This window comes from Nocardioides seonyuensis, assembly GCF_004683965.1.
In the GTDB taxonomy this organism is placed as follows: domain Bacteria; phylum Actinomycetota; class Actinomycetes; order Propionibacteriales; family Nocardioidaceae; genus Nocardioides; species Nocardioides seonyuensis.
In genome coordinates, this window is the sequence record NZ_CP038436.1 from 2688558 (window position 1) to 2704526 (window position 15969).

Genomic DNA, 15969 nt, shown 5'->3' on the forward strand with positions numbered 1-15969 from the left:
CGGGCGCCTCCCTCGAACCAGGAGCCCTGCATGGAGTCCTTCACCACACCGCTGCTCACCGGCGCCTCGACCGGCGCGATCCTGCTGGTCGCCGCCCTCGGGCTCGCGCTCACCTTCGGCCAGATGGGCGTCATCAACATGGCCCACGGAGAGTTCTTGATGGCTGGCGCCTATTCCGCCTACCTCACCCAGCAGGTCGTCGCCGACACCACCTTGTCCCTGCTCCTGGCCATCCCGGTCGCCTTCGCCGTCGCCGGCCTGCTCGGCCTGGTGCTCGAAGCAGGGGTGATCCGCTGGATGTACCACCGACCGCTGGACACCCTGCTGGTCACGGTCGGGGTCAGCCTGGTCCTGCAGCAGCTCGCGAAGGACCTCTTCGGCGCCCAGGGCGACTCCGTGTTCACGCCCGGGTGGCTGGACGGCCACCTCACCGTCCTCGGCTACAACTGGCCCTACGTCCGGATGTTCACGATCGTGGTCGCGCTTGCCAGCCTCGCGGCGCTGGCCGCACTGCTGAAGTTCACCTCCCTCGGACGGCGGATCAGGGCGACGGTGCAGAACCGCGAGCTTGCCGAGACGATGGGCGTGGCGACGCGCAGCGTCGACCGGCTCACCTTCTTCGTCGGCTCGGGGCTGGCCGGCCTCGGGGGCGTCGCGGTCGCGCTCAGCGGGGGAACCAACCCCGGTCTGGGGACGACGTACATCATCCCGGCGTTCCTCGTGGTCGTCGCGGGTGGGCTCGGGCAGCTTCGCGGCACCGTCATCGCCGCGTTCGTGGTCGGCATCGTGATCGCCTACCTGACGCGCTGGTTCGACGCGAGCATGGCCCAGGTGATCATCTTCGCGCTGGTGGTCGTCTTCCTCCAGCTGCGACCCCAGGGGCTCTTCACCGTCCAGACGCGGGGGCTGGCATGAGCACGCGTCGAGCGGAGCCCCGTCCCAGCCTCCGACGGCTGCAGCCCTACCTCCCCCTGGTCGGGATAGCCGTCCTGGCCTTCCTGCTGCTCGTGGTCGCCCCGGCCGCACTGAGTCCCTTCCGGCTCGGCAACCTCGGGAAGTACTGCGCCTGGGCCATTGCCGCTGTCGGCATCGGACTGGCCTGGGGACGCGGCGGGATGCTGGTGATGGGGCAGGGCGTCTTCTTCGGACTGGGTGGCTACGCCATGGCCATGCACCTCAAGCTGGAGGCGGCGATGGTCACCGGCGGCCCGGACGCCGTGCCCGACTTCATGGTCCTGTACGGCGACGGCTCGATGCCCGGGTGGTGGGAGCCGTTCCGCAGCCCCGCCTTCACCCTCGTCGCGATCGTGGCCCTTCCCGCGCTGGTCGCCTCGGTCCTCGGCTACGCGATCTTCAAGCGGAAGGTGAAGGGTGCCTACTTCGCGATCCTCAGCCAGGCCCTCGCCGTCGCCTTCGCGACGCTGCTGATCGCCACCATCAAGCAGACGGGCGGCTTCAACGGCCTGAACAACTTCACCTCGTTCTTCGGGTACAACCTCTACGACCCCGTGAACAAGCAGTTCATCTACACGATCGTGGCCGGGTTGCTGATCGCCTGCCTCGTGGTCGTCTGGCAGCTCTACCGCAGCCGCTTCGGTGAGCTGCTGGTCGCCACGCGGGACGCCGAGGAACGGGTGCGGTTCCTCGGCTACGACCCGGCCAACGTCAAGCTGGTCGCCTTCGTCGTCGCGGCGGTGATGGCCAGCATCGGCGGGGCGCTGTTCGTGCCCATCGCCGGGATCATCTCCCCCTCCGACGTCGACGCGACCGCCTCGATCTGGCTGATTGCGGGGGTGGCCCTGGGCGGTCGCGCCTCGCTCCTGGGACCGGCGCTCGGGGCGCTGGCCGTGGGCTACGGCCAGTCGACGCTCTCGGAGACCTTCCCGAACCAGTGGAGCTACTTCCAGGGCGCGCTCTTCATCCTGGTCATCCTGCTCATCCCGGGAGGGCTGACCTCGTTGGTCCCGAAGGTGGGTGGCCGGCAGCGCCGGTCCGCGGCGGCGGTCGGAGTGAAGGAGGTGCAGCCCGCATGAGCGCACCGGACGAGCTCGGGCAGGACTACCTGGAGGTCCGGGACCTCACCGTCGACTTCGAAGGCTTCAAGGCCGTCGACGGCGTCGACCTGACGTTGCTGCAGGGGCGGCTGCACTTCCTGATCGGGCCGAACGGGGCCGGCAAGACCACGCTGGTCGACGCCCTCACGGGCCTGGTACCGGCGACCGGCCTCGCGCGCTACCGCAACCGGGACCTGCTCACGATGAAGCCCCACCAGATCGTCAGGTCCGGGATCGGCCGCACCTTCCAGACAGCCACGGTGTTCGAGCACCTCAGCGTGCTCCAGAACCTGGACATCGCCGGCGGCGTCCACCGCAAGGCATGGCGGTTGCCGCTCGCCCGCCGGGGGACGCCTGACTACGTCCAGCACGCCCTGGAGACGATCGGCCTCACTGACCTGCGGGACCGGCCCGCGGGGGTCCTGGCGCATGGTCAGAAGCAGTGGCTCGAGATCGGGATGCTCCTGGTCCAGGACGCCAAGGTGATGTTCCTCGACGAGACGGTGGCGGGCATGAGCCACGAGGAGCGCGACGCCACCGGCGAGCTGCTCCAGCGGATCGGGTCGGAGCGGACGACCGTGGTCATCGAGCACGACATGGACTTCGTCCGGAGCTTCGCAGACGTGGTCACGGTGATGCACGCAGGGAAGGTGCTGGCCGAAGGGTCTCTCGCAGAGATCCAGTCCGACGCCCGCGTCCAGGAGGTCTATCTCGGACGAGCCGCCACCGCGGTGGCGGACACCGTCGAGGCCACCTACATCGAGGAGGGCGTCTGATGCTCGAGCTCCGCAACGTCACGGCCGGCTACTCCCGCGCGGCCGTGCTCCACGACGTGTCGATCACGGTGCCCCCGGGCCAGGCCGTCGCCGTCACCGGGCACAACGGCGCGGGCAAGACCACGCTCCTGCGTGCCGCGGTCGGGCTGCTGCCCCTCAAGCGGGGCCAGGTGCTCCTCGACGGCGAGGACGTCAGCAGGCTCGCGCCCAACCGGCGGGTGCGGCGCGGCGTCGGCTACGTGCCACAGGGACAGCTCTGCTTCGGCCAGATGACGACCCTGGAGAACCTCCAGCTCGTCGACACGTCCATCTCAGCCATCGAGGAGGTCCTCGAGACCTTCCCCGCCCTGCGTGCGGTCCTGGGTCGACGGGCCGGCCTGCTCTCCGGCGGTCAGCGCCAGCAGCTCTCCATGGCGCGCACCCTCCTCACCCGACCCCGGATGCTGATCCTCGACGAGCCGACCGAGGGTATCCAGCCCAACGTCGTGGCAGAGATCGAGCGAGTGATCACCGAGCTGACCCGACGCGGTGACCTGTCCGTGCTGCTCGTCGAGCAGCACGTCGGGTTCGCGCTGCGGACCACAGACCGGTACTACGTCCTGGAGTCCGGTCGCGTGACGGCCAGCGGCGACGGCGGCGACCGCGCGATCGACGCCGTCCGCGACGCGATGGCCGTCTGAGGCCGGCATGCACCTCACTCCAGCAGACACCGAGAAGCTGCTGCTCGCGGTGGCCGGCATGGTCGCCCGAGACCGGCTGGCCCGCGGCGTCAGGCTCAACCACCCGGAGACAGTGGCCCTCCTGAGCACGTGGGTGATCGAACGGGCGCGCGACGGAATGAGCGTGACGGACCTGATGGAGCTCGGCCGCGACGTGCTCACCCGTGAGCAGGTCATGCCGGAGGTCGCCGCGATGCTCACCGACGTCCAGGTGGAGGCCACCTTCCCCGACGGCCGCAAGCTCGTCACGATCCACCAGCCCATCGCGTGACCGACCCACTCGCGTGACCGACCCAGCCCCAGACCGACCCAGCCCCAGACCGACCCAGCCCAGACCGAAGAATCGAGGAGAGCTCGTGGCCCACCTGCCAAGCGGACCGGGTGAGATCCGCTGCCGTCCCGGCACGGTGCTCCTCAATGCCGACCGGGACCCGGAGGAACGGCTGACGCTGGTGATCACGAACACCGGTGACCGGCCGGTCCAGATCGGCTCGCACATCCACCTGCCCGACGTGAACCCGGCGCTCTCCTTCGACAGGGACGCAGCGGCCGGCCACCGGCTCGACATCCCCTCCGGCACGAGCCGCCGTTTCGAACCGGGTGCCTCCCGGGAGGTCGAGGCAGTCGCCCTGCGCGGCCTGCGGGCCGTTCCGGGGATCCAGGTGCGTTCCGGGGACGGGGGCGACGGTGGTTGAGATCTCGCGTGTCGAGTACGCCGCCCTCTACGGGCCCACCGCTGGCGACCAGGTCCGCCTCGGTGACACGGATCTGTGGATCGAGGTGGAGCAGGACCTCACCTTCGGCGGCGAGGAAGCGGTGTTCGGGGGCGGCAAGTCGATCCGCGAGTCGATGGCCCAGTCGTCGGTCTCGCGGGCGGACGGCGCCCTGGACACGGTCATCACCAACGCCCTGGTCCTGGACCACTGGGGCATCGTCAAGGCGGACGTCGGCCTGCGTGATGGTCGGATCGTGGCCCTGGGTCGAAGCGGCAACCCGGACATCGCCGACGGTGTGCACCCCGGACTGGTCATCGGGCCCTCGACCGACGTCATCTCGGGGGAGGGCAAGATCCTCACCGCCGGCGGGATCGACGTCCACGTCCACCTGCTGTCCCGCTCACAGGTGCATGAAGCCCTGGCCACCGGGATCACCACCATCGGCGGCGGAGGCACCGGACCGTCGGAAGGGTCGAAGGCGACCACGGTGACCCCAGGGGCCTGGCACCTGCGCGCCGTGCACCGGGCGCTGGACCCGCTGCCGGTCAACGTGCTGCTCATGGGCAAGGGCAACACCGTCTCGGCAGCCGGCCTGGCCGAGCAGGCCCTGGCCGGCGCAGCGGCGTACAAGGTGCACGAGGACTGGGGCTCGACCCCTGCCGCGATCGACGCCGCGCTGCGTGCCGCCGACGAGTTCGGCTTGCAGGTCGCCCTGCACTCCGACAGCCTCAACGAGGCGGGCTACCTCGAGTCGACGCTGCGCGCGATCGGCGGCCGCTCGATCCACGCCTTCCATGCCGAGGGCGCCGGGGGCGGACACGCTCCCGACATCGTGCGCGTCGCCGGCGAGCCGCACGTGATTCCCGGCTCGACCAACCCGACGCTCCCGCACACCGTGAACACGGTGGCCGAGCACCTCGACATGCTGATGGTCTGCCACCACCTCAACCCGCGGGTGCCGGAGGACCTCGCCTTCGCAGAGTCCCGGATCCGCGCGACCACGATCGCCGCCGAGGACGTGCTGCACGACATCGGGGCCATGTCGATCACGTCCTCGGACGCACAGGCGATGGGTCGGATCGGCGAGGTGGTCGTCAGGACCTGGCAGGTGGCCCACGTGATGAAGGCCCAGCGAGGTCGGCTCGGTGACGGTCCGGCGGACAACGAGCGCGCCCGGCGGTACGTCGCCAAGTACACGATCAACCCGGCGATCGCACACGGCATCGACCACGAGGTCGGCTCGGTGGAGCCCGGGAAGCTCGCCGACCTGGTCCTGTGGGACCCGCGCTTCTTCGGGATCCGCCCCGCGGTCGTGGTCAAGGGGGGCGCCTTGGTGTACGCCGCGCTCGGCGACCCCAACGCCTCGATCCCCACCCCGCAGCCTGTGCTCATGAGGCCGACCCTGGTCGAGGACGACGGTGCCGACCACGCGGTCACCTTCGTGGCGCCTGCGGCCCTCGACGCGGGCCTGGCCGGTGAGCTCGGGCTGCGTCGTCGCCTCGCCGGGGTGCGCCCGACGCGCGACGTCGGCAAGGCGCAGATGGTCAACAACGACGCGCTTCCGGTGATCGTCGTCGACCCCGAGACCTTCGCCATCGACGTCGACGGAGAGCGGATCGTGCCGTCACCGGCGACCGAGCTCCCGCTGACCCAGCTCTACTCGATGTTCTGAGCCGATGAGTCACGCGATGTCGGGTGTCCCGGTCGACCTGCTCCTGATGCTGCTCGGTGACGCGCGCCTGCCGGTGGCCGGCCACACCCAGTCGGCCGGCCTGGAACCAGCGGTCCAGGGCGGGCTGACGGTCGGCGAGGTGCCGCTCTACATCTCGGCGCGGCTGTCGACGGCCGTGCGCGTCGAGGCCGGGACGGCGGTGGTGGCGCTCCACCACCTGACCCGCGGCCTGCCGCTGGAGCCGGTGGTCAGCGCGTGGGCGGCGCGCACGCCCAGCCCGGCCCTGCGGCGTACGTCGCGGACCCAGGCCCGGGCCCTGAACCGACTCGCCGGCCGCCTGTGGCCCGACGCCGAGCCCGTGGCTCGTGCCGCTGCGATGCCGGGCGTCCCGCGGCCGGTCGCGTCGGCCGCGACGGCTGCAGCGGTGGGACTGGACGCGCCCTCCCTGGCCCGCCTGATCGGGTACGACGACGTCCAGACCGTTGCCTCGGCGGCCCTCAAGCTGCTGCCCCTCGATCCGGCCGTCGCGACCGGGTGGGTGCACGACGCGCTGCCCGCCGTCGCGGCGGCGGCCGAGTCGGTGGCGCGACTGACCTGTCCCGCCGAGATCCCGGCAACCGCAGGACCCCAGACCGAGTCGTGGGCCGAGACCCACGCCCACAGCACCAGGAGGTTGTTCAGTGCCTGATCCGTCCCCCACCCGAGGCCTTCGTCTGGGAGTCTGCGGCCCTGTCGGAACCGGCAAGAGCTCACTGATCGCCCTGCTCTGCCGGGAGCTGGCCGGCTCGCTCTCGATCGCCGTGGTCACCAACGACATCTACACCGACGAGGACGCCCGCTTCCTGCGCGCGGCCGGGGTGCTCGAGCCCGAGCGGATCCGTGCCGTGGAGACGGGAGCCTGCCCGCACACGGCGATCCGCGACGACATCACCGCGAACCTGCTCGCGGTCGAGGAGCTCGAGGACGAGTTCGTGCCTGACCTGGTGCTCATCGAGTCCGGCGGCGACAACCTCACCGCGACCTTCTCGCCGGCGCTGGTGGACGTCCAGATCTTCGTGCTGGACATCGCGGGCGGGGGAGACGTGGCTCGCAAGGGTGGACCGGGCATCGAGAGAGCCGACCTCCTCGTGGTGAACAAGACCGACCTGGCACCGCACGTGGGGGTCGACCGCGAACGCATGGTCGCCGACGCGCTCACCGCGCGGGAAGGGCGCCCCGTCATCGCGCTCTCACGCGCGGAGCGGAGCTCGATCGAGGAGCTGACCGCCTGGGTGACCGCCCAGCTGGACCGGCACCGCGACGGGCAGCTCATCCCGGTCGACCCGGGCCCGATGGCGCCCCACTCACACGCCCCCACCGACGCGCACGCCCACGGGGACCATGACCACCCTGCTGCGTGACACGGCCGCCGACCGGCGTACCACCCTCTCGGTGGACGTCGCGCCCGGTCGAGCCCTGGTGCGGAGCAGCGTGACCGGCGACCCGGGCAGGCCCTCCCTGCGAGCGATGCTGCTGGACAGCGGCTCGGGGCACGCCCGGGTCGCGCTGGTCCCCGACGGCGCTCTCCTGCTGGCCGGGGACGCGATCCGGTTGGACGTCGAGGTAGGGCCGGGAGCGACCCTCGAGCTGGTGGAGCCGGCCGGCACGGTGGCCTTCGACATGCGCGGTGAGGAGGCGACCTGGGACGTGCGGATCGACCTCGCCGAGGATGCCACCTTGGTCTGGGCGGGGGAGCCGTTCGTGGTCGCGGCCGGAGCCCGGGTCCGTCGTAGCACGTCGGTCCGTGTGTCCGCCGGCTCGCGCCTGGCTCTCCGGGAGTCGCTGGTGCTGGGCCGGCACGGGGAGCGGGGCGGGGTCCTGGAGCAGGCATGGTCGGCGTATGGGCCGGGAGGCGTCCCGCTCGTGGTGGAGCGGTTGCTCCTGGACGAGTCGGCGCACCGACCCGGGATCCTCGGTGGACAGCGGGCCCTCGGCTCGGTGGTCGCGCTCGGGATCCCGGTCGCCGACGACGTCTGCGTGGCGGGGCGGCTGGACCTCGAGCACGGTGGCACCGTGTGGCGCTGGCTCGCCCACGAGGCCCATCGGGCCGTGCCGCTCGAGGCCTGGAGGGCCGTGCTCGATGCCCTGTGAACGGGGTCCAGGGCGGCGCGATCGAGGTCGCGGCCCACGGACGTGCCTAGGCTAGGTCCAACCGACCGGCACGCTCGTCGGTCGTCTCAGGAGCGGGAGTGGTCCATGGTCAAGCAGGTGGCCGCTCCTCACCACGTCGGGAGCCTCGTGGTCCTGCTGCGCTGCTGCGAGGACAAGGTGCGTCAGCGTCTCCAACCGCTCCTCGACGAGGCCGACCTCTCGCCCGAGCACTGGCGGATCATGGCCCTCCTGCGCGAGCAGCCGGGCCTCGGCGCCGGTGCGATTGCGACGGGCGCCGTGCTGCCCAGCGCATCCGTCACCCGGCACGTGGACAAGCTCGTCGAGCGCGACATGGTGGTCCGCAGCATCGATCCCGCTGACAAGCGTCGGGTCGTGCTGGCCCTGTCACCGCGCGGTCTCGACCTGGCTGAGCAGCTGCTGGCGGAGGAGCGTGCCGTGGAGGACGTCATCGCGACCAGCCTGGGCCCGAAGAGGTTCGAGGCCCTGGCGCGCGACCTCGACATGCTGCCCCGGGTCCTTGATGGGTGATCGGGCGCGCTTGTCCTCAGGACGTTCCGGGGGTAGGCATGGGGGATGACGACCACACCGCTGGAGCCCGAGCCCGACCCGGAGATCGTGCCTGCAGGAGACCCTTCGATCGACCCGATCAGTCCCGGGGAGGAGCCCGGCTCGCCGATCCCCGAGACGGAGCCCGCTGGACCGTGAGCGGCTCGACGCCGAGCGGCAGGAGACCCTGCGCCGGCTGGCGAGCCTGACCGACGAGTACGACGGCGTGGTGGCCGCCTCGCGCGACACCAACGCCGACGACGAGCACGACCCCGAGGGCGCGACCATCGCGTTCGAGCGCTCGCAGATCGGCACCCTGGTGCGTCAGGCCCGCACTCATCTCGCCGAGGTGGATGCGGCCATGGAACGGCTCGACGCCGGGAGCTACGGGACGTGCGAGCAGTGCGGCGGACCCATCGGTGAGGCCCGCCTCGAGGCGAGGCCGGTCGCGCGGACGTGCATCACCTGCGCTTCACGGCGCCGGTGAGGGCGGCGCGACCGACCCTGCCCGTGTGGTTGCTCAGCGCAGCTCGCGGTGGCCTGACTTGCCGGTGACCGCCTCGGCGGTTCCCACGAGGAGCACCGAGGCCACCACGGCGAGGACGAACCCGAGCAGGTCGAGCTCCCAGATGCTGCCGGTGCCGATGACCCAGGCGATGATGCCGCCGATGAGCGAGCCGACCACTCCGAGGCCGAGGGTCGCCAGGACGCTGAGGTCCTGCTTGCCGGGCTTGATGAGACGCGCAAGGGCTCCGATGATGAGTCCGGCGACGAGGAATCCGATCATGGTTCTTCTCCTTCGGTCCAGGGTGCGCTGGCCGTGGCTCAGCGCTGGTGGGGATGGTGGGTCAGGTGGCGGCCACGACGGTGGGCGAACCACAGCATCGGGAAGATCAACAGCCACAGCGGTGCGTCCAGCATGATGCTGAGCCCGATGAGCACGAAGACCACCGGCAGCCACGGGAACGAGCGGCGTCTCGGCGCCTGTCGTGCCGCCACCGGACGGACCGGCACCGGCTGCCGGGGCAGGTCGTGGAAGACGACCGCGAGGTCGGCCCCCGTCCTGGCCGACCAGATGGCGTCGAGGCGCTCGTCGTACTCCTCGTGGTCGAGCCGGCCGTCGGCGTAGTGCTGGCCGAGCTCGGAGGTGGCCCGGTCGCGCTCCGCGTCGCCGATGCGTGCGCGGGGGTCCATCAGCTGGCTCGGTCGTCGCCGTCCCGGCCGTCGGCCAGGATGCCGTAGAGCCGGCGTCGCATCTCGACGAGCACGTCGAGGGCGGCGCGGCGCTGCTGCTCGGAGCCCTGCGTGACGAGCTGCCACACAGCGCTCATGACCTGGCCGATCTCGCTCTTGATGTCGGCGCCCTCACCGGTCTCGGGCTTCTGCTCCGGACGGGCGAAGGGTGCCCACACGGCACTGAGCTCGGCGGTGTTGTCGTCGGCGTAGGCGCGTCCGGCGTCGGTCAGCCGGATGGTCTTGCGACCGCGGTCGTCGTCGGACTCCACCAGTCCTTCGTCCTGGAGCTGCTGGATCGTCGGGTAGACCGAGCCGGGGGAGGGGCGCCACTCGCCGTCGCTGAGGTCGGCGATCTGCTGGATCACCTGGTAGCCGTTGATGGACTCGCCTGCCTGCCCAGCCCGGTGCAGCACGTCGATGATCGCCACCCGGACGTCGCCGCGGCGCACCTTGGGCCCGCGCGGGGCCGGGCGCTGGGGCTGCCCGAAGGCACCGAAGATCTCCTGCAGCCACGGCGGCGGGCCGCCCTGCCCGCGTCGGGGGCGTCGGTAGTCGCTGTGCTCTTGCCAGTGGTGTCCCATGAGCTCCTCCAGGAGGATCGAAGAATGTCGGTGCGTATCGCTGGTCTATCGCGATATATCGTGAGACTACGCCGACACGTCGGACGGTTCAAGGGGGAAGTGACGGCTAGTGGATCTCCGGGGTCTCGGAGGCACGACCGGTGAAGTCGGGCGCCCGCTTCTCGAGGAAGGCGGCCACGCCCTCCTTCCCGTCGCCGGTCGAGGTGTGCCACATGGCCAGGGAGTCGGCACGGTGTGCGTCGACAGGGTGCGGGGCGGCCGCCCCGGAGTAGATCAGTCGCTTGGTCAGGGCCAGGGCGACGGGGGAGCGACCCACGACGAACGAGCGCGCCAGCTCGAGAGCCGCGGGAAGCAGCTCCTCCGGCTCATGGACAGAGCGCACCAGCCGACCGGCCAAGGCCTGCTCCGAGGTGAGGATCTCGGCCGAGTAGGTCCACTCCAGTGCCTGCTGCACGCCGACGATCCGCGGAAGGAACCACGACGAGCAGGCCTCGGGGACGATGCCGAGCCGACCGAAGACGAAGCCGATCCGGGCCTTCGTCGAGGCGAGCCGGATGTCCATGCCCAGCGTCAGCGTCGCGCCGACGCCGACGGCCGGACCGTTGATCGCTGCGATCACCGGCTTCGGGCAGGCGTGGATCGCGAGCGAGACCTTGCCGCCGGTGTCGCGGACCCCGCTGTGCCACGGCTCCTCGTCGAGGTGGTCGCGCAGGTCCTCGGGTGTGGGCTCGAGCGACTCGTCGAGGCCGAAGACGTTGCCCTCCGCCGTGAGGTCCATGCCGGCGCAGAACGCCCGACCGGCACCCGTGACGACGATCGCGCGGATCGTGTCGTCGGACGCGGCGTCGAGGAAGAACGTCTCCAGCTCGCGGGCCATGGTCAGGTCGAAGGCGTTGAGGGCCTCGGGGCGCGAGAGCGTCAGGACGGCGACCCCGTCGTCGTCGACCTCGAGCTTGAGGGTCTCCCAATCGGTCGTCATGGCATGCCCGTCGGTGTGCAGAGGTTGTCGGGGATGCCCTCGGTGTCGTCCTCGATGATGTGCTTGAAGAGCTGGGGCGCGCGCTCGCTGTCCCAGGTCACGGCGAGGTCGCTGATGGGGACGCCGCAGGTGAGTCCCTTGGACCCGTCGACCCGGGTCATCGCGAAGGCGAACTTGCCCAGCGAGATGGGACTGGTGCCCTCCCCGACGGTGAAGGACTCGGCGGCGGCCGTGCTGAGCTCGTAGTAGCGGACCGGGTTGATGAAGGTCCAGGGCGAGAGGGCCTTGCTGCCGACGCCGGAGACGACCTCGCGCTGCTGCCTGGCCCGGTCGATGTCGCCGAGGCCGGAGGTCTTGCGCGAACGGGCGTAGCCCAGCGCGGTCTTGCCGTCGGCCTCCTGGCAACCCTTCTCGATCTTCAGGTTGGCCTGCGGGTCGTCCATGGCGGTCTTCGGGCAGATCTCGATGCCGCCGACGGCGTCCACCATGCCCACGAAGCCACCGAACCCGATCTGGACGTAGTCGTCGATGCGGATGCCGGTGTTCTGCTCGATCGTCCTGACGAGGAGCTCGGGGCCGCCGTAGGCGAAGGCGGCGTTGATCTTGGTGACGCCGTGGCCGGGCACCTCGACGTTGGAGTCGCGCGGGATCGACATCAGCAGGTTGGGGCCGGAGCCGGTGTGCAGCACCATGATCGTGTCGGTGCGCTGCCCCACTGCGCCTCCGGTGCCGAGCTCCTTGCGCTCCGCCTCGGTCAGGTCGTCACGGGAGTCGCTGCCGACCAGGAGGTACGTCGTCCCGTCCTGCTCGACGGGTCGCTTGCCGTCGGGCTCGGCGTCGACCTTCTCGACCTTGGTCCAGGCCCACAGGGGCACGGCGACCATGAAGACCACCCACAACAGCAGGATCAGCTTGAGCCAGCCGAACCGCAGCCAGCCGAGCCCGAACCGGCGACGTCGGACAGGTGCGGGCCGGGGAGGTGGAGCAGCAGTCGTCGTACGACTGGGACCGCCCGGCGGTCGTCCGCCGCTGCCGCGCTGGCCCGACGAGGCCGTGGAGGTGGCCGGCATGACGCGCGTCGAGTCGTCGGGGGGCGGCCCCTGGCGCCCGGACCTGCCGCTGCCGTAGAGCCAGTCGTACTCAGGCGTCCCCTCCTCGGGTGTGCCGGAGCCCTTGGGACGATCAGCCATGGGAGGTGACGCTACCGTGCCGTCCATGACGGAACCGGCCGAGGCTCGGCCCACCAGCTTCTCCCGCGTGTCCTTGGCGATGATGGCCCAGCCGAGCGAGGCCAACCTGCTCGGCAACGTCCACGGCGGCGAGATCATGAAGCTCGCCGACTCCACCGCGGGAGCGGTCGCCCACCGTCACTCCGGCGGTCCGGCGGTCACGGCGGCGATGGACGAGATGACCTTCCTCGAGCCGGTCCACGTCGGTGACATCATCAAGACCTACGGACAGGTCAACTGGGTGGGCAGGTCCTCGATGGAGATCGGCGTGAGGGTGGAGGCGCAGCCGTGGGGCAACGCCGCCGACGACCCGGTCCACGTCGCGAGCGCCTACTTCGCCTTCGTCGCCATCGACCCCGACGGCCGCCCGCGCAGGGTCCCCGGACTCGTCACCGAGTCGCCTGACGACGTGCGCCGCGAGCGCGAGGCGCAGATCCGGCGCGCGCACCGCCTGGCACGCAAGGAGGAGATCGACCAGGGGCGCGACGCATGAGCCGGTGGCTGCTCGCGACCCTCGTCGCCCTCGCGGGGCTGGTGCCGGTCCACACCACGGCTCATGCCGCTGCGCACGCTCCCCGCGCCTCCGGCACGAGCGGGTGCTTCACCGCGCCGGACGGCGCGACCGAGGCATGCTTCAACGACCCGCGTCCGGGACGGCCCGACGACGCCGTGACGCGCGGGCTGATGGCCCACGTGGCGCGAGCCGGCGCGGGCGACTCGATCCGGATCTCGATGTTCCGCTGGGACGACCAGCTCGCCGCGCAAGCGGTCATCGATGCCCAGCGGCGCGGAGCGCGGGTCGAGGTCGTGGCCGACGAGGACGTGCAGACCAAGCCCGCGGGGCGACGCGTCCTCGAGAAGATCGAGGCGGGGGAGCCCGGCCACCAGAACGTCGTGGTCTGTCGCGGCGCCTGCATGCCGTGGGCCGGGCCCGGCCCGGCTCCCACCGCACAGGACATCAACCACCACAAGCTCTACCTCTTCGACATCGCAGGCGAGCGCTCGGTCGCGGTCACCTCGTCCAACCTCGAGCGGCGCATGCACGGGCAGGTCAACTCCATGGTGCGCTCGACCGAGCCCGCCCTGTGGCGCTTCCACACCGACTACTTCGAGCGGTTGCGATCCCAGGGCTGGCAGGGCTGGTCCGAGAAGAGCCGCTCGGTCCGCGGCGAGTCCATCGACGCCTTCGTCTACCCACGTCGACGAGACCCCGTCGTCGCCCTGCTCGACGACGTGCGGTGCGATGCGCGTGCCAGGACCGTCGACGTCCTGTGGGCGGTCATCCAGCGTGCCGACGTCCGGCGCAGCCTCCAGGAGCTGCACGGTCGAGGGTGCCGAGTCCGGGTGGTGACCACCCGCGACCTGATCGAGAACTGGCTGGAGGTACGACAGACCCGTCGCGGCCGTGTCCTCGACCTGCCCGACAACCGCGTCAAGACGCACCTCGTCCACGACAAGCTGGTCCTGGTCCACGCCCGGGTGAGGGGCCGGGTGAGGCGGCTGACGATCACGGGCAACAGCAACGCCACCTGCGGGGGCCTTGCCTACAACGACGAGGTGATGTGGCAGATCGAGGACCGCTGGGTCCACGAGACCATGCAGCGCCACTTCGACCGGGTCTTCCGGCGTGCCCACCAGGGCAGGACCGCGGTCGTGCCGGTGCAGGCGCCCTGCCGGTGACACAGCCGGTGAGCGACGATCGGAGCCTGCCGGAGTGTCGCGACGCGATGTGACGCCTGTGACTGGTGATACTGGGCGAGCCGTCTGAGACTTCCCCACCAGAGAGGCACTCCCATGTCGTTCCCGCCGACGACCCGGTCGCCGGGCTTCACCACCCTCGACCGGGCCCAGCGCGTGCGTTTCCGTCGTGCCGTGACCCTGATCGTGATGACCCTCCTCCTGCCTGGGTCGGCCCAGCTGGTCCAGGGCAACCGCCGTGTCGGTCGCATCGCCCTGCGGACCTGGCTGGCCCTGGTGGTGCTCGGGGTCGCGGCGGCCGCGTCGTCGTACCTCTGGAACGGCGTCGCGTTCTGGGCGGGCACCAACACCGCCCTCCTGCTGGCACTGCGCCTGGCCCTGATGGCGCTGGCGGTGGGTTGGGCCTACCTGTTTATCGACGCCTGGCGCCTGGGCCAGCCGCTCACGCTGCAGCGCCAGCAGCGCCTCGCGGTGGTGGGCGTCAACGGCTTCCTGTGCTTCAGCGTCGCGGGCGCCCTGCTCTTCAGCGCGCACGTCGTGGGGGTGCAGCGTGACTTCATGATCTCGATGTTCGGCAACGGCGACGCCGTGGGGGCGCACGCCGGTCGCTACAACATCCTGCTGATGGGCGGCGACTCCGGAGCCGGTCGCTGGGGCCTGCGCCCGGACTCCATGACGGTGGCGAGCGTCGATGCCGAGACGGGCAAGACCCTCTTGATCTCCCTGCCGCGCAACATGCAGAACTTCCCCTTCGCCGAGGGCTCCGTGCTGGACGAGAAGTTCCCGAACGGGTTCGACGTCGAGGGCCAGTACCTCAACAGCCTCTCCACCTGGGCCCTGGACCACGCCGAGCTCTTCAAGGGGTCCAAGAGCCCCGGGGTCGACGCCACCGTCATGGGCATCGAGGGGATCACCGGACTCGAGATCAATTACTGGGCGATGGTCAACCTCGAAGGCTTCAAGGACCTCGTCGACGCCGTCGGGGGAGTGACCCTGAACGTCCGCCAGCCCATCCCTGTCGGGCTGCCGCACGAGGAGCACTTCCACTACATCAAGGCCGGCAAGCGAAAGCTCGGCGGGCACGACACCCTGTGGTTCGCACGCGCCCGCGAGGGTTCCGACGACTACTCGCGCATGGCCCGCCAGAAGTGCGTGATGAACGCGATGCTCCAGCAGGTCAGCCCGCAGACGGCGCTGAGCAACTTCGAGGCCATCGCCAAGGCCAGCTCGCAGATGGTCTCCACCAGCGTCCCACGCAGCGAGGTGGGCAAGTTCGTCGACCTGGCGATGAAGGCGAAGAGCCAGAAGGTCGCGACCCTGTCGCTCGTGCCGCCGATGATCAACACCGCCGACCCCGACATCCCGCTCGTGCACGCCAAGGTCGCCGAGGCCATCGCGCGTGCCGAGGGCGAGAAGCCCGCGCCCGTCGAGGAGGTCGCGGCCGCGCCCGCGACCGAGGAGGCCGCAGGCACGGTGGTCGCCGAGCCGAAGAAGGCCACCCCGCCGGCAGCACCTCCAGCGGTCACCGGAGGATCGGTCGGATCGCTCTCCCAGGGTTACGCCGCCAACCAGGCCGAGGACCTCGGCGCCGCCTGCTGATCCCGCCCGTCAG

21 protein-coding genes are annotated in these 15969 nt (G+C 70.8%); 16 read left to right on the plus strand and 5 right to left on the minus strand.

What is annotated here, in order from left to right:
- Window positions 1-30 precede the first annotated feature (30 nt).
- From urtB to EXE58_RS13090, 13 genes are all read left to right on the plus strand, one after another.
- Window positions 31-915: an urea ABC transporter permease subunit UrtB gene (gene urtB / locus EXE58_RS13035; RefSeq protein ID WP_135268290.1), complete on the plus strand. Its 885-nt coding sequence runs from the start codon at window positions 31-33 to the stop codon at window positions 913-915.
- Window positions 912-2033, plus strand: a complete 1122-nt coding sequence (gene urtC, locus EXE58_RS13040) for an urea ABC transporter permease subunit UrtC (RefSeq protein WP_135268291.1) — start codon at window positions 912-914, stop codon at window positions 2031-2033. Before urtB ends, urtC begins: the two co-directional genes overlap by 4 nt.
- Complete coding sequence (gene urtD, locus EXE58_RS13045) at window positions 2030-2830, plus strand: urea ABC transporter ATP-binding protein UrtD (protein ID WP_135268292.1); 801 nt, start codon at window positions 2030-2032, stop codon at window positions 2828-2830. The genes urtC and urtD overlap by 4 nt, the downstream gene beginning before the upstream one ends.
- Complete coding sequence (locus EXE58_RS13050; protein ID WP_135268293.1) at window positions 2830-3510, plus strand: ATP-binding cassette domain-containing protein; 681 nt, start codon at window positions 2830-2832, stop codon at window positions 3508-3510. Before urtD ends, EXE58_RS13050 begins: the two co-directional genes overlap by 1 nt.
- Before the next feature lie 7 nt (window positions 3511-3517).
- Window positions 3518-3820, plus strand: a complete 303-nt coding sequence (locus EXE58_RS13055) for an urease subunit gamma (RefSeq protein WP_135268294.1) — start codon at window positions 3518-3520, stop codon at window positions 3818-3820.
- An 85-nt stretch (window positions 3821-3905) separates the two neighbouring features.
- On the plus strand, window positions 3906-4244 hold the full coding sequence (ureB, locus tag EXE58_RS13060; protein WP_135268295.1) for an urease subunit beta: 339 nt from the start codon (window positions 3906-3908) through the stop codon (window positions 4242-4244).
- The gene (locus EXE58_RS13065) at window positions 4237-5937 is read left to right on the plus strand and encodes an urease subunit alpha (RefSeq protein WP_135268296.1); all 1701 of its coding nucleotides are present in this window, start codon (window positions 4237-4239) and stop codon (window positions 5935-5937) included. Before ureB ends, EXE58_RS13065 begins: the two co-directional genes overlap by 8 nt.
- Window positions 5938-5941: 4 nt before the next feature.
- Window positions 5942-6625 (plus strand): urease accessory protein UreF, encoded by a 684-nt coding sequence (locus tag EXE58_RS13070; RefSeq protein WP_244242212.1) that lies wholly within the window; start codon window positions 5942-5944, stop codon window positions 6623-6625.
- Window positions 6618-7337: an urease accessory protein UreG gene (ureG, locus tag EXE58_RS13075; RefSeq protein WP_135268297.1), complete on the plus strand. Its 720-nt coding sequence runs from the start codon at window positions 6618-6620 to the stop codon at window positions 7335-7337. The genes EXE58_RS13070 and ureG overlap by 8 nt, the downstream gene beginning before the upstream one ends.
- Window positions 7318-8067, plus strand: a complete 750-nt coding sequence (locus EXE58_RS13080; RefSeq protein ID WP_135268298.1) for an urease accessory protein UreD — start codon at window positions 7318-7320, stop codon at window positions 8065-8067. Before ureG ends, EXE58_RS13080 begins: the two co-directional genes overlap by 20 nt.
- Window positions 8068-8172: 105 nt before the next feature.
- Entirely contained in the window at window positions 8173-8616 is a 444-nt protein-coding gene (locus EXE58_RS13085) for a MarR family winged helix-turn-helix transcriptional regulator (protein ID WP_135268299.1), read from the plus strand.
- Window positions 8617-8661: 45 nt separating this feature from the next.
- Window positions 8662-8793 carry a hypothetical protein gene (locus tag EXE58_RS20345; protein WP_279638247.1) on the plus strand — a complete coding sequence of 44 codons (132 nt, stop codon included), beginning with the start codon at window positions 8662-8664 and terminating at the stop codon, window positions 8791-8793.
- Window positions 8794-8863: 70 nt separating this feature from the next.
- Window positions 8864-9121 carry a TraR/DksA family transcriptional regulator gene (locus tag EXE58_RS13090; RefSeq protein WP_244242213.1) on the plus strand — a complete coding sequence of 86 codons (258 nt, stop codon included), beginning with the start codon at window positions 8864-8866 and terminating at the stop codon, window positions 9119-9121.
- A gap of 33 nt (window positions 9122-9154) precedes the next feature.
- Here the strand turns inward: EXE58_RS13090 and EXE58_RS13095 are convergent, their stop codons facing one another.
- The 5 genes from EXE58_RS13095 to EXE58_RS13115 all read right to left on the minus strand — a co-directional run bounded on the left by EXE58_RS13095 (window position 9155) and on the right by EXE58_RS13115 (window position 12620).
- On the minus strand, window positions 9155-9421 hold the full coding sequence (locus EXE58_RS13095) for a GlsB/YeaQ/YmgE family stress response membrane protein (RefSeq protein ID WP_135268301.1): 267 nt from the start codon (window positions 9419-9421) through the stop codon (window positions 9155-9157).
- A gap of 38 nt (window positions 9422-9459) precedes the next feature.
- On the minus strand, window positions 9460-9828 hold the full coding sequence (locus tag EXE58_RS13100) for a DUF1707 SHOCT-like domain-containing protein (protein WP_135268302.1): 369 nt from the start codon (window positions 9826-9828) through the stop codon (window positions 9460-9462).
- Window positions 9828-10451 carry a PadR family transcriptional regulator gene (locus EXE58_RS13105; RefSeq protein WP_135268303.1) on the minus strand — a complete coding sequence of 208 codons (624 nt, stop codon included), beginning with the start codon at window positions 10449-10451 and terminating at the stop codon, window positions 9828-9830. Before EXE58_RS13105 ends, EXE58_RS13100 begins: the two co-directional genes overlap by 1 nt.
- Before the next feature lie 106 nt (window positions 10452-10557).
- The gene (locus EXE58_RS13110; protein ID WP_135268304.1) at window positions 10558-11430 is read right to left on the minus strand and encodes a crotonase/enoyl-CoA hydratase family protein; all 873 of its coding nucleotides are present in this window, start codon (window positions 11428-11430) and stop codon (window positions 10558-10560) included.
- Entirely contained in the window at window positions 11427-12620 is a 1194-nt protein-coding gene (locus EXE58_RS13115) for an LCP family protein (protein ID WP_135268305.1), read from the minus strand. Before EXE58_RS13115 ends, EXE58_RS13110 begins: the two co-directional genes overlap by 4 nt.
- 25 nt (window positions 12621-12645) lie before the next feature.
- Between EXE58_RS13115 and EXE58_RS13120 the strand changes: the two genes are divergently transcribed.
- From EXE58_RS13120 to EXE58_RS13130, 3 genes are all read left to right on the plus strand, one after another.
- Window positions 12646-13152 carry an acyl-CoA thioesterase gene (locus tag EXE58_RS13120; RefSeq protein ID WP_135268306.1) on the plus strand — a complete coding sequence of 169 codons (507 nt, stop codon included), beginning with the start codon at window positions 12646-12648 and terminating at the stop codon, window positions 13150-13152.
- Window positions 13149-14339, plus strand: coding sequence for a phospholipase D-like domain-containing protein (locus tag EXE58_RS13125; RefSeq protein ID WP_135268307.1), 1191 nt, complete (start codon window positions 13149-13151; stop codon window positions 14337-14339). Before EXE58_RS13120 ends, EXE58_RS13125 begins: the two co-directional genes overlap by 4 nt.
- Before the next feature lie 114 nt (window positions 14340-14453).
- On the plus strand, window positions 14454-15956 hold the full coding sequence (locus EXE58_RS13130) for an LCP family protein (RefSeq protein ID WP_135268308.1): 1503 nt from the start codon (window positions 14454-14456) through the stop codon (window positions 15954-15956).
- The last annotated feature ends 13 nt before the right edge of the window (window positions 15957-15969 follow it).

Coding starts and splice junctions, on each gene's coding strand:
- urtD (WP_135268292.1), top strand. CDS start 2,030: ATGAGCGCACCGGACGAGCTCGGGCAGGACTACCTGGAGGTCCGGGAC.
- EXE58_RS13125 (WP_135268307.1), top strand. CDS start 13,149: ATGAGCCGGTGGCTGCTCGCGACCCTCGTCGCCCTCGCGGGGCTGGTG.
- EXE58_RS13095 (WP_135268301.1), bottom strand. CDS start 9,421: ATGATCGGATTCCTCGTCGCCGGACTCATCATCGGAGCCCTTGCGCGT.
- EXE58_RS13080 (WP_135268298.1), top strand. CDS start 7,318: ATGACCACCCTGCTGCGTGACACGGCCGCCGACCGGCGTACCACCCTC.
- EXE58_RS13070 (WP_244242212.1), top strand. CDS start 5,942: ATGAGTCACGCGATGTCGGGTGTCCCGGTCGACCTGCTCCTGATGCTG.
- EXE58_RS13085 (WP_135268299.1), top strand. CDS start 8,173: ATGGTCAAGCAGGTGGCCGCTCCTCACCACGTCGGGAGCCTCGTGGTC.
- EXE58_RS13120 (WP_135268306.1), top strand. CDS start 12,646: ATGACGGAACCGGCCGAGGCTCGGCCCACCAGCTTCTCCCGCGTGTCC.
- EXE58_RS20345 (WP_279638247.1), top strand. CDS start 8,662: ATGACGACCACACCGCTGGAGCCCGAGCCCGACCCGGAGATCGTGCCT.
- EXE58_RS13105 (WP_135268303.1), bottom strand. CDS start 10,451: ATGGGACACCACTGGCAAGAGCACAGCGACTACCGACGCCCCCGACGC.
- EXE58_RS13100 (WP_135268302.1), bottom strand. CDS start 9,828: ATGGACCCCCGCGCACGCATCGGCGACGCGGAGCGCGACCGGGCCACC.
- urtB (WP_135268290.1), top strand. CDS start 31: ATGGAGTCCTTCACCACACCGCTGCTCACCGGCGCCTCGACCGGCGCG.
- EXE58_RS13055 (WP_135268294.1), top strand. CDS start 3,518: ATGCACCTCACTCCAGCAGACACCGAGAAGCTGCTGCTCGCGGTGGCC.
- EXE58_RS13050 (WP_135268293.1), top strand. CDS start 2,830: ATGCTCGAGCTCCGCAACGTCACGGCCGGCTACTCCCGCGCGGCCGTG.
- EXE58_RS13130 (WP_135268308.1), top strand. CDS start 14,454: ATGTCGTTCCCGCCGACGACCCGGTCGCCGGGCTTCACCACCCTCGAC.
- EXE58_RS13110 (WP_135268304.1), bottom strand. CDS start 11,430: ATGACGACCGATTGGGAGACCCTCAAGCTCGAGGTCGACGACGACGGG.
- urtC (WP_135268291.1), top strand. CDS start 912: ATGAGCACGCGTCGAGCGGAGCCCCGTCCCAGCCTCCGACGGCTGCAG.
- EXE58_RS13115 (WP_135268305.1), bottom strand. CDS start 12,620: ATGGCTGATCGTCCCAAGGGCTCCGGCACACCCGAGGAGGGGACGCCT.